Genomic DNA, 9909 nt, shown 5'->3' on the forward strand with positions numbered 1-9909 from the left:
ACGTGTTTAAACCTATGTACCGATTATGAGCAGGCTGACATCGATCTTTGCCCAAACTACCTTTCATAAAGGGATTACTTTTCCCAGCTTACTATTCATCCTGTTTGTCACCTTTGTTTCCAGTTTTTTTCCTGATGCAACGGCGTCTGTTCTGGGGCATGTGCAGGATTGGATATTCATTAACCTGAATTGGGTGTATGTGTGGTCAGTTACCTTATTCGTTTTTTTTCTACTGGCTCTCGTTTTCAGTAAGTACGGCTCGGTTACCTTAGGCAATGAAAACGAAGTCCCTGAGTATTCATTTCTCTCCTGGATATCCATGCTTTTTGCCGCAGGAATGGGCATTGGACTCATGTATTTTAGCGTATCAGAGCCTCTTTCGCACTTCTCCGACGTAACGTTTGCTGAATATAGTGAGATACAGCGAGCCAAAGACGCTCAACTCTATACATTCTTTCACTGGGGCATTCACGCCTGGGCTATCTACGGAGTAGTGGGACTATCGCTCGCCTATTTTACGTACCGATACAAGTTGCCTCTCTCGCTTCGTAGTTGCTTTTACCCAATCCTCAAGAACCGCATCAATGGAATGGCGGGTAATGCCATTGATACTTTCGCCCTCTGCAGTACGTTTTTCGGGATTACTACTACGTTGGGTTTTGGGGTAGTTCAGCTTAACGCAGGGCTGGTAGAACTAGGCATTGTGCCCGGCAAAAGCTTTACTTATCAGGTTCCTATTGTCCTAATCATTATGGCAATTTCTATTCTTTCTGCCACCTCAGGAGTGAATAAGGGAGTAAAGTTTTTAAGTCAACTGAACATACTAAGTGCTGTATTATTGATGCTTTTTGTCCTGATTTTTGGACCAACCGTGTTTTTGTTAGGTACGCTTTCGGAAGGGATAGGGGATTATTTAAACCAATTTCTAAGTCTAACCTTCAATACCCATGCGTACGAACCGTCCGTGCAGCCCTGGTATTTCAGATGGACTATTCTATACTGGGCCTGGTGGATTTCGTGGTCACCGTATGTAGGCTTGTTCATTGCCCAGATATCAAAAGGCCGGACGGTCCGTGAGTTTATTATTGCCGTGTTATTGATTCCAACCGCCTTTAATTTTTTATGGATGACCGTGTTTGGGAACAGTGCCACCTGGCTGGACCGAAATGTAGCCGGTGGAGCTTTAACTGCTCTGGTAACCCGAACCGACGAACTACTTTTCAGATTTTTAGATTATTTCCCGGCTAGTTCGATCACCAGTAGCCTGGCGATCTTTATCATTTTTATCTTTTTCGTTACCTCAGCTGACTCCGGCATTTTCGTGATGAACAGTATTTCTACTGCCAATGCAGAACGGTCTCCTAAATGGCAACTGGTGGCCTGGGGCGGATTATTGGCCCTGGTGGCTTTGGTGTTACTGAATGCGGGAGGCCTGCAATCCCTGCAAACCATGACCTTAATCACAGCTCTGCCGTTTGCAGTGATTATGCTCTTGTTTTGTTACAGCCTGATTCAGGGATTACTGGTAGATGACTATTATTATTCCAAATCGTTCTCACCATCCACTCGAAACTGGTCTGGAGAATTATGGAAAGATCGCCTGCAACGCATTCTTTCTTTTAAAAATCAGGCTTACGTGGAAACCTTCATTGAGCAGGTAGTGAAGCCCGCCTTACACGAATTAGCTTCGGAGTTTAACCGCAAGGGAATTCGGGCAACGGTTCACCCGCAGGAAAATCCAGTAGGAATTGCTCTGACCATTAAGCACGAATCAATTGAAGATTTTACCTACGGCGTTCGCAGTCAGCTCAAAACGATTTCGGCTTCATTAGTTCAGGAAAAGAATATTCCCGGCGTTCGGGGCACTCAGTCGTATATCCCTGAAACATTCTTTGGTGATAATCGCCCGGGATACACAATTGAATATTTCAACGAAAAAGAAATCATCGCGGATGCACTCAAACAGTATGAACGTTTCCTGGAATTATCTTCAGAAGTAAAAAATGAAATATTTACAGATACTACGTTAAGACGTAAAGAAGAATAAGGTTATTAGGGATAGTAATAAAGAGAATATCTTAATAGTATACATAAAAGTTTTATAATTATAGTTATGTTAAGTATAAAATGCTTAACCTGTTCAAGGAACAGGTTAATATAAACTAGCCTATTACTACAGATCACGGAATGCTTTAGAATTCAAAATAGAAATTGGATTAAACTCATCTAATGATTCTTTTGTATAAATTACTTCAAAATTTCTAACATCTACATAGTCATTATACTCTTCACTAGTATTAATAACTATGCCTCCTAGTAAAAAAATGCGTTCACAGCTAAATTCATTTACACTCATGGCTATAATCTTTTTGAGCTGAGAATCGATCACTTTATAAGTGAATTCGGTAATGGATTTCTTAGGATTTTCTGAATAGATGATGTCATGCTTATAGGGCATTAAGGACTGTTCGAGCTGATATTGCTGGGTATCGTAATATACATTTTGCGGCGTATACAGATCCGCTTCTTGAGTAATCTGAAAGCGTTCGAGAGCCAACATTAAAGCCCCACAGCTATTGGTAAGCCTTTTCTGACCAATCCTTCTCATTCTTCCCAGTTCCCCTTCATCGGTGATCCCAATATGAGGGCCGTAGAATACAAAGGCGTCGCCACCATCGGGGATATGATGAGAAAAAGCTACCATTCCCGTAAATCCGGCATAGGGTAAACCCCCGAGTCCCCCCATGGTAAAGGGGCGGCTTAGAACTCCCCTGAAGTCAGTCGATACATTCACATCATCAGAGCATACTGAAGTAGCAAAAAGCATCTTCCCCAGATCTGTTTGATATTCTTTTTCTAAGAGGGATAAATATTTTTCCGTGACTTCGGTGCCCGTTTTTGCATTCGGATAATGCTGAATTACTTTATCTCTGATCAGCATAAATTGGATCTTGATGTTAGTATTTTTATTTAACTTACCTAGAAAGCAGGACTCTCCTACCGATCTCAATGATCTTAAAACAAAGGTATTCTATTTGCAACATTGTTGCAAATAGAATACCTTTGGAAACGGACCAAACGAGTTCTATGCTTTCTTTTTTAATATGTAAACAGTTATTCGTTGGGCTTAAACTAGTAGTATAAGAACTTATTCTCCTCAATAGCATCGTATTTCGGTTTATCCACTACTCCCTGCTTTACACCAATTTCACTCAGCAATAAGAAAGATAAATGCTTTTTGCAACAATGTTGCAAAAAGCATTTATCTTTGTCAGGTCCTCCTAATCAAGACAAGAGAAGGCTTTATCTGAACCGAAATTATATGAAGGTATTCTCTTGGCTAAGGAGTACGGATAATTTTTTGATGTGGAAATCAGAAAACAACCCGAAAGGTTGCCTTAGAACAGTATTCCTTTTAGGGATACTGTTTTTCATTTAATTATATGCAAGGAAGGTAAACTAAGTACCATTGAAAATCTATTTTAATAATCCTGTCAACCAATGACCACTCTGCTCAGTCAAGGACTTGTGATCGGTATTCGCTTCACTTTCTCTCTACCTAGGAAAATCTTGTCGTCATACCCCACTGCTCTCAGTACCTGATGGAATGTATCCCTTGAAAAGGATTAGCCTTGGTCACTGAACGTCATCCCAAGAACTTTGGGGACTACGATCTCATATTCTGCAAACCTCAGGTCTTCATACTAACTGTTTTTCCCATTTTATTTTATACGTACTAATTTCATGAAACGAAGGGATTTTTTTCGTCAAAGCTCCTTGGCCGCCCTAGGCACAGCCCTTACGGATGCCTCTATTCCGAGATTAACTCGTTCTTCTCAGCAAGCCAAAAACATTGTGTTTATGGTCAGCGACGGGATGAGTCAGGGGGCTTTAAACCTGACCGATTTATACCTTAATCGGAAAGAAGGAAGGGGTAGTCATTGGATTAACTTATACCGGGAGAACCGGATCAAACGAGCTTTAATGGATACGGCATCGGCAAGTTCTCTGGTAACGGATTCTGCTGCGGCAAGTTCCGCCTGGGGAGGGGGCGTTCGGGTTCCCAATGGCTCATTAAACGTAGGGGCTCGGGGTGAAATCTATCAACCTATTTTGCAAAAGTTTAAGGCAGCAGGAAAAAAGGTTGGTTGCGTAACAACTGTTCCCATTACCCATGCAACACCGGCTGGTTTTTGCGTAACAAGCAAGAGTCGAAATGGCATGGAAGACATTGCTTTACAATATTTGGATCTTCGTTTCGATGTCATGATGGGTGGAGGAACGGAGCTTTTTGATAAAGACACTCGAAAAGATAAACGAGATCTTTTTCAGGAATTTCATGACAAAGGGTTTCAAGTGGCAAAAAATAGAAACGAACTGGCCAATTTAAAAAACCACAGTCCTGTTCTAGGCATATTTCATCCTGACGCATTACCCTATACGTTAGATCGAATGCAGGATGCAGCCTTGAGCGTACGCATTCCAACGTTAAAAGAAATGACGGAGAAAGCCTTGGCTCTACTTACTACCTCTCGTGAAGGATTTGTATTACAAATTGAAAGTGGAAAAGTAGACTGGGCAGCTCATGCCAATGATATTGCTTCGTTACTTTACGAGCAAATGGCTTTTGATGAAGCCTTAAAAGTAGTATTAGACTTCGCTGAAAAAGATCAAAATACACTGATCATTATTACAACCGATCATGGCAATAGTAATCCAGGCCTCATTGCCGGCAGTAAGGCTAATCAACATTTTGATCTGCTCCAAACCTTTACGCATACCAATGACTGGATTCTCAATCAACTCTCTAAAAGCGATACACCTGCTCAGGTCATTGATCGTTTTAGAGCTTTTCAAAACTGGGTATTAACTCCTGCTGAGGCTAAAAGTCTATTGGAAAGCTATACTCATTTGGACGAAACGGGTATTTATAATGCCCGTCAATTACCTTTTCAAAAGCTAGCTCAAATGCAATTCGCTCATACCTCGGTAGGTTGGGCGGGCAAAGATCACTCGGCCGACTTTGTCGAGCTAGCGATGCTGGGCCCAGGAAGTGAAGCCTTGCCCGCTTTTGTTAAGAATACGGATTTACATTTCTTCATGCTGAAGGCTACGGGAGTTTGTGCTCAGTAAGGATAAGGCCAGCTCGGAGCTACGGCTCGCTGGCCTTAGGACTATTTATTCCCACTTGATTTGAACTTCTCCCAAGGAGCTGTCCAATAATTGAATCCCTTGGTTAGCTAATTCCGCTCTGATTTGATCGGAAAGGGAGTAGTTCTTTTCTTGTCTGGCTTTGTTCCGAAGGTTTATTAAAATATCAAGTATTGAGGCCAGCCGCTCATCCGCCTGGGATTCGGGCAAAAGACCTAACACATTAGTAACATAGGCATGGTAGGTATTTTTAAGCTGTTCAACTGTTGCCAATGCAGGTCTAAGCTGATCGTTCTTCGAAATTTTGTTCATCCAAGAATTTAGTTCAAGCAGAACACTAATCGTGCTTGCGGTATTAAAATCGTGATCCATCTCCTGTTTGCACCGCTGGCAAAGTGTTAGTATTTCCTGATCTATCTCATTGCTACCCTGATCTTCATTGCTACGAAGTTGAGGTAGGAGTGCAAGCCCGTTCATGAGTTTCTTATAAACGCTTTCTGCAGCCTTTAGGGCTTGGTTAGAAAAATCTAAGGGACTCGAGTAATGGGCTAGTAACATCAACACGCGTAAAGTCATCGGACTATACGCGTGTTCGAGCAGAAAATGATCTCCTGAGAATAGTTCTTGCAGGGTGATAAAATTTCCTTTGGATTTAGCCATTTTCTGGCCTTCCAGAGTAACTAGATTATTATGCATCCAATAGTTCACTGGAGCTTGATGAAAGGCTGCGTAACTTTGGGCAATTTCAGATTCGTGATGAGGAAATTTCAGATCCAAGCCACCGCCATGAATATCGAAAGGAAGTCCTAAATATTTAGTACTCATGGCGGTACATTCAATATGCCAACCTGGGAACCCCCAACTCCAGGGAGATTCCCATTTCATAAGGTGTTCAGGTCCTGCTTTTTTCCAGAGAGCAAAATCGGCAGGATGTTTTTTCTCCTGTTGATTTGATAAATTTCGAGATCCGTTTCGTGCTTCTTCTATGTTTCTTCCTGTCAACTGACCGTAGGGATAGATATGAGTGTAAGCATGTAGATCAAAATAAACAGAGCCTTCTACCTCATAAGCAAATCCATTTGCTAGAATTTCTTTTATAATTTGAATTTGTTCAAGGATATGTCCAGAGGCTACAGGCTCAATGGAGGGCTCCGTTACATTCAAAGATCGCATCGCCTTTCGATAGCTATTCGTGTATCGCTGTGCTACCTCCATGGGTTCAAGTGCTTCGAGACGGGCACGTTTGAGAATTTTATCTTCTCCTTGTTCCGCCTGTTCATCTTCCAAATGACCTACATCAGTGATGTTACGCACGTAACGAACCTGATATCCTAGGTAAGTGAGGTAACGGTAAACGGTGTCGAAAGTAATAGCGGAGCGGGCATGTCCCAAATGAGGATCGCCGTATACGGTTGGACCACAGACGTACATACCCACCTTACCAGGCAGTAAAGGAATAAACCGTTCTTTTTTTCGACTTAGACTATTGTAAATCACCAATTCCGATTCCATATCTTTTTACACCGAATCAATAACTTGAAAAAACTCTTTCCGAATTGCCTGCTGTTTGAATTGCCCCCCAAATTCGAGGGTAATGGTGCGACTAGTTGCATCTTTTACACCCCGCGTTGAAACGCATAAATGCTCAGCTTCGACGACTACGATCACGTCCTCGGTTTGTAGAATATTCTTTAACTCCGTAAAAATTTGCAAGCATAATCGTTCTTGTACCTGGGGTCGGCGGGCATAATAATCCACCAAACGATTAATTTTGGAAAGGCCGATTACGTGGGGCCCGGCTATGTAGCCCACATGAGCTTTCCCGATAATGGGCATGAAGTGGTGTTCACAGGCCGAATGAAAGGTAATATCCCGCTCGATAAGCATTTTTTCATAGCCATACGAATTATGAAAAATTGAAACGGAAGGTTTGCACGTAGGATTCAGGCCGTAGAATAGCTCTTTTACGTACATTTTAGCGACTCGGTAAGGTGTACCTTTTAAACTATCATCGGTAAGATCCAATCCAAGCTCTTCCATAATCGCTTTAAAATGTCCTTCAATAGCTTCGATTTTGCTCGTATCGGATTTTTCGAAAGCATCAGGACGAAGGGGGGTACGAATCGAGTGCATCCGGTGCAACTCCCCCTCTAATTCATAGACTTCTTTTTCTTTATTCATGCGTCCATTATTCTTCTAAAAAGTAAAGTCGATGCGTATCTAAACAAAGATTCCGATAAAAACACGCTTTTCGGTTTTGACCCAATCGATTAAAGGTATGGCAGACCCCACCCTCGTCTAACGTTACCTGATAGACGAGTGCGTCCTGATCACAATCAATCAGGATATGATCTACGTGCAAAGTATTTCCCGAGGTTTCCCCTTTTACCCAGAGCATTTGCCGAGATGTACTCCAAAAAGCTGCTTTTCGATGAGTAAGCGTATAGGAAAAAGCTTCTTTATTGACCCAGGCCATCATTAAGATTTGACCAGTAGTCGTTTCCTGAATCACTACGGGTAAGAGACCATCCCGTTTTTCAAACTGTAAATCCAGTTCCTGGGATTCTTCCAATAGATCATTATTCATTTTCTAACTTAACATCAGTTTTTGTTAGTCCGTTAGCAAAGGTTGGCCTTAAAATGCGTTCAATGGTTTGATGTTGTAACCCAATTCCAATAAAAACCATTTGCGAAAGCCGTTGATCTGAATCCCAAGAGCCTATCGCCTCTAAGGTTAGACGCTGACCCGTCGACTGTAATAAAAACTTTTCCGAGCGGCCTTTAACTTGAACAAATCCTTTAATTCGGTATACTTGTTTGTAATACAACATCAGGGTTACCGTCAAAGCATGCAGCAGCTCCCGTTCGTCGAAGGCTAAAAGTGTACTAAAAGAGGTCGTGCTGATTTGATGAGAAAACCTTCCTAATAAAGACCATTTTGGCTTAGGTATAACGATTCTTGTTTGCGACTTCTCCAGTAATTCAAAATTAAACTGGCCATCTTCTGTGGTAACAAAATCCGCAAAGGGATTCATGGAATTTAAAATCTTTTGTAAAGAGGAGAGGTACGTGGGATCAACTAAACCTATTTTATTGATAATCAATACATCTGAACCAATGATTTGACGGTGTAATTCGCTAGTTTGCTTTAGATAATCTTCTACCGTCTCCGCATCAATTACACAAAGGACTCTTTTTAACTCAAAAACTTTACTAACATCTTCCCGTTTAAAGATAGACGCTACATTTCCAGGATCCGCAATACCCGTCGTTTCGATAAATAAATTCTCCGACGGCAACTCCGACTGAGCTAATTCAGTGAGAACATCATATAGATCTTCATCGAGGGAACAGCAAATACAGCCGTTACTTAATTCAACAACTTGACTAAGTTGTTGATTAATCAAGCTCCCATCAATAGAGATGTCTCCAAATTCGTTTTCAATGACAGTAACACGAGATCCTTTTAAAGAAGAGAGTAAGTGATTCAGTATGGTTGTTTTCCCCGAGCCAAGAAAACCAGTTAATATATATACTTGGATACGTGGTTTATTTGACATACATAACACTGACGCTTGATGCATGATCAAGCGTACTTAAAAGATTGAAGATTACTAATGCTTTACAAAATGAAGTTACTTTTTGTTACCTATACGTGCTTTTGCTGACACTGCTGACACGTCCCCTCCAGAAGAAACTGTGCTTCTTCAATTTTAAACCCATCCAATAACTGACGGTAACTGGAAGGAAGCTCGGGTAGACTGCTAATTTGCTGACAGGCTTTACATTTAAAATGAGGTTGTAAACGATCTTTCTCGGACCGTGTTTCGTAGTAGTAGATGCGAATACCTTCAAAATCAATGATGCATTGAAGTAGTCCCGCCTCTAGTAAATCCTGTAAGCACCGATAAACGCTTACCCGATCCATTTTTAATTCGAATGATTTAAACAGATCCGTATTGGAAAAACCTTTATTAGTAGATATAAAGCAATCCAATACTTTTTGTCGGTTCTGCGTAGGTTTGATTCCCTTTTCTTCTAGCAAAGACTTACAAGATACCATTAGTAAACGAGCTTAGCTGACAAAGTCCTGATAAAGTAAACTGGCCTGGATGCCTTGATTGCTCTGGTATTTTCCACTTTGATAAGGTTCAAAGGGGGTAGTTATTTCGTGATAATAAATTTGACAGATATCAATGCCGGAATAAATCCGAATGGGTTGAACGCAAAACATTTCAAGCGTCCAGTAGCCGTCAAATCCTACATCCCCAAAGCCCGCCGTGATGTGCACAAAGAGACCTAACCTACCTATCGAAGAACGTCCCTCTAGCATGGGGACCAAACCTTGAGTTCGTGTTCGCTCAATGGTTCGTCCTAAATACAATCGGTGTGGCTCTAAAATAAATCCTTCCGCTGGAATGGTTAATGAATGATAAGCATTGACCTTTTTCATATCCAGAACCTGCTCTTCATACACTAGTAATTCTGAATGAAGCGATAGATTGTAGCTATTGGGGTTTAACTTGTGTTCATCGAAGGGTTCAATGAAAATCTCACTACCCATCTTCTCCTTAATACTTAACCCACTTAAAATCATAAGCTCTTTATTTATAAGTGGATAGTAGCTAAATCAGCTTCAGCTACTATCCAAGGTATCTATTACTCTTCCCATTTTGGGAAAGGATCCCGAAAACGAACACCTGCTTCCATTTGCCGAATTTCTGCCGCGGTGCAAAGGCAGCTTTCCAGCTCCCGGAT

9 protein-coding genes are annotated in these 9909 nt (G+C 41.4%); 2 read left to right on the forward strand and 7 right to left on the reverse strand.

The genetic code is table 11. The features are described from left to right. Window positions 1-25: 25 nt before the first annotated feature. The gene (locus BWI96_RS19490) at window positions 26-2047 is read left to right on the forward strand and encodes a BCCT family transporter (RefSeq protein ID WP_106638195.1); all 2022 of its coding nucleotides are present in this window, start codon (window positions 26-28) and stop codon (window positions 2045-2047) included. Window positions 2048-2173: 126 nt separating this feature from the next. Here the strand turns inward: BWI96_RS19490 and BWI96_RS19495 are convergent, their stop codons facing one another. Beyond that, window positions 2174-2941 carry a hypothetical protein gene (locus BWI96_RS19495; RefSeq protein WP_106638196.1) on the reverse strand — a complete coding sequence of 256 codons (768 nt, stop codon included), beginning with the start codon at window positions 2939-2941 and terminating at the stop codon, window positions 2174-2176. A gap of 803 nt (window positions 2942-3744) precedes the next feature. Between BWI96_RS19495 and BWI96_RS19500 the strand changes: the two genes are divergently transcribed. Beyond that, a complete protein-coding gene (locus tag BWI96_RS19500; protein WP_106638197.1) occupies window positions 3745-5133 on the forward strand; it encodes an alkaline phosphatase in 1389 nt (462 codons plus the stop codon). A gap of 45 nt (window positions 5134-5178) precedes the next feature. Here BWI96_RS19500 and cysS read toward each other — a convergent pair whose 3' ends face one another. The 6 genes from cysS to dcd all read right to left on the reverse strand — a co-directional run bounded on the left by cysS (window position 5179) and on the right by dcd (window position 9748). Further along, on the reverse strand, window positions 5179-6663 hold the full coding sequence (cysS, locus tag BWI96_RS19505; RefSeq protein WP_106638198.1) for a cysteine--tRNA ligase: 1485 nt from the start codon (window positions 6661-6663) through the stop codon (window positions 5179-5181). A 6-nt stretch (window positions 6664-6669) separates the two neighbouring features. After that, window positions 6670-7332 carry a GTP cyclohydrolase I FolE gene (gene folE / locus BWI96_RS19510; RefSeq protein ID WP_198555318.1) on the reverse strand — a complete coding sequence of 221 codons (663 nt, stop codon included), beginning with the start codon at window positions 7330-7332 and terminating at the stop codon, window positions 6670-6672. Between the two features lie 7 nt (window positions 7333-7339). Next, window positions 7340-7738 (reverse strand): phosphoribosyl-AMP cyclohydrolase, encoded by a 399-nt coding sequence (locus BWI96_RS19515; RefSeq protein WP_106638199.1) that lies wholly within the window; start codon window positions 7736-7738, stop codon window positions 7340-7342. After that, window positions 7731-8711 carry a GTP-binding protein gene (locus BWI96_RS19520; RefSeq protein ID WP_198555319.1) on the reverse strand — a complete coding sequence of 327 codons (981 nt, stop codon included), beginning with the start codon at window positions 8709-8711 and terminating at the stop codon, window positions 7731-7733. The genes BWI96_RS19515 and BWI96_RS19520 overlap by 8 nt, the downstream gene beginning before the upstream one ends. Before the next feature lie 89 nt (window positions 8712-8800). Continuing rightward, a complete protein-coding gene (locus BWI96_RS19525; protein ID WP_106638201.1) occupies window positions 8801-9214 on the reverse strand; it encodes a Fur family transcriptional regulator in 414 nt (137 codons plus the stop codon). Between the two features lie 12 nt (window positions 9215-9226). Beyond that, window positions 9227-9748, reverse strand: a complete 522-nt coding sequence (gene dcd, locus BWI96_RS19530) for a dCTP deaminase (RefSeq protein ID WP_106638202.1) — start codon at window positions 9746-9748, stop codon at window positions 9227-9229. Window positions 9749-9909: the final 161 nt, after the last annotated feature.

The sequence above is a fragment of the Siphonobacter sp. SORGH_AS_0500 genome, assembly GCF_002838835.1.
GTDB lineage: Bacteria > Bacteroidota > Bacteroidia > Cytophagales > Spirosomataceae > Siphonobacter.